The sequence below is a fragment of the Variovorax sp. KK3 genome, from assembly GCF_001984055.1.
Lineage (GTDB): Bacteria > Pseudomonadota > Gammaproteobacteria > Burkholderiales > Burkholderiaceae_C > Variovorax.
The window spans coordinates 1-1,225 of the sequence record NZ_LYVO01000180.1 but is presented as its reverse complement, the minus strand read 5'-3'; the positions used below and the strand labels follow the sequence as shown (position 1 = coordinate 1,225).

Here is a 1,225-nt window from a genome sequence, read left to right as displayed (position 1 = left end):
CAGGTAGATGTACTGCGTGCTGCCCGTGCTGTTGGCCCCGCCCGTGCCCGTCTGCGCCAGCAGGTTGCCTTGTTCGTCGTAGACGTGCGCATAGCCCTGCTGTCATGCCCGAAGGCCGAGTACGCCCGTAGATCTTCGCTACGTCTTTGATCTGGCGCCAAAACTGAAGCCCGCCGAAGCACCTCTTCCGATCGAACCGTATTTGGAAACCGAGCGTTCCACCTGAACTACTTCCAGACCGATGGGCGGGCAAACCAAACTCCATCGACATCGGGATCGATACCGGATCGCTTCCAACTATTGATAAGAGAGGCGGCAATGTCTACGGGCTTGTCGCCATGGTCGATTGTTCGGCGCCAACCAAACGGAGCGGACCTGTCGCCAACGATAGGATGAGCGCCACCAGCGACCATCTCCGAGATGAAGCGCCGCACGAAGTCTTCAAGCGCAGGACCACTGAGTCCGAAACCATCGCGACCAGTTTTCACCATCTGCCACATCCCGACGGGATCTGATTCTGATTCGTCGAGTGACCTCTGAATCCAGTCCGAATCGGAGATCCCAGTTCTTAAGTGAAAGTGAGTCATGGTCTCTGATGAATTTTGGTCACGTCTGGCACTCCGGGAACATTGACATCAATTGTCCGACCGTTGTGCCTGCTTTCGCGAACTCCGAACCCGCCTTGCCCGTTCGGTAGGTCATACCAGTCTCCGGTGTATCTGCCCCTTGAACCCGGCTTTGCACCGAGGCCTTTCAGGTCATCGACGATGTCATCCAACTCGTTAGATGTGACGGTGCGTACATCTGGAGTCGCGCTGCCCTCAACGTGTCCCACAGGTTGGCCGTTTGGCGCTAAGACATCGGCTGGGGACGTTGGTTTGTTTGCCCCATCGGAAAAGATCCAATCCTTGATCTTGGCGATACCTCTTCCGCAGTTCCTGGCCGCCTCAATCAAAGCCTGTCGACATCCCTGCGTCAGCGCACACCCGACGGCCAGAACGGGCGCCGCTGGTCCAATCGCTTGGGCTACCAAGCCGTTCGGATCTGTGTACTTCAACGGATTCAGATTGGCGTACGTATCGCGGTTCGATCCGCCATTGAGACCAATTGGATCTGGCTGCGTGTAGCGGCCAAGGGCAGAGTTGTAGCTGCGCTTGACGTTGTAGTTCAGCCCCGACTCTTTGTCGAAGTAATGGCCGTCGTACCGCTTGTTGAAGATGACCTC

General features: G+C 56.8%; 2 protein-coding genes. Both read right to left on the bottom strand.

Features of this window, described 5'->3' with window-relative positions; all coding sequences use genetic code 11:
* Window positions 1–227 precede the first annotated feature (227 nt).
* Window positions 228–587, bottom strand: a complete 360-nt coding sequence (locus B0W80_RS35300; RefSeq protein WP_077003535.1) for a hypothetical protein — start codon at window positions 585–587, stop codon at window positions 228–230.
* Window positions 584–1,225, bottom strand: a 642-nt coding sequence (locus tag B0W80_RS34030; protein ID WP_143684924.1) for an RHS repeat-associated core domain-containing protein, incomplete at its 5' end; no start/stop codon positions are given. The genes B0W80_RS34030 and B0W80_RS35300, both read right to left, overlap by 4 nt.

Bases quoted from the DNA above. Each gene is read 5' to 3' on its own strand.
- B0W80_RS35300 (WP_077003535.1), bottom strand. From the start codon at position 587: ATGACTCACTTTCACTTAAGAACTGGGATCTCCGATTCGGACTGGATT.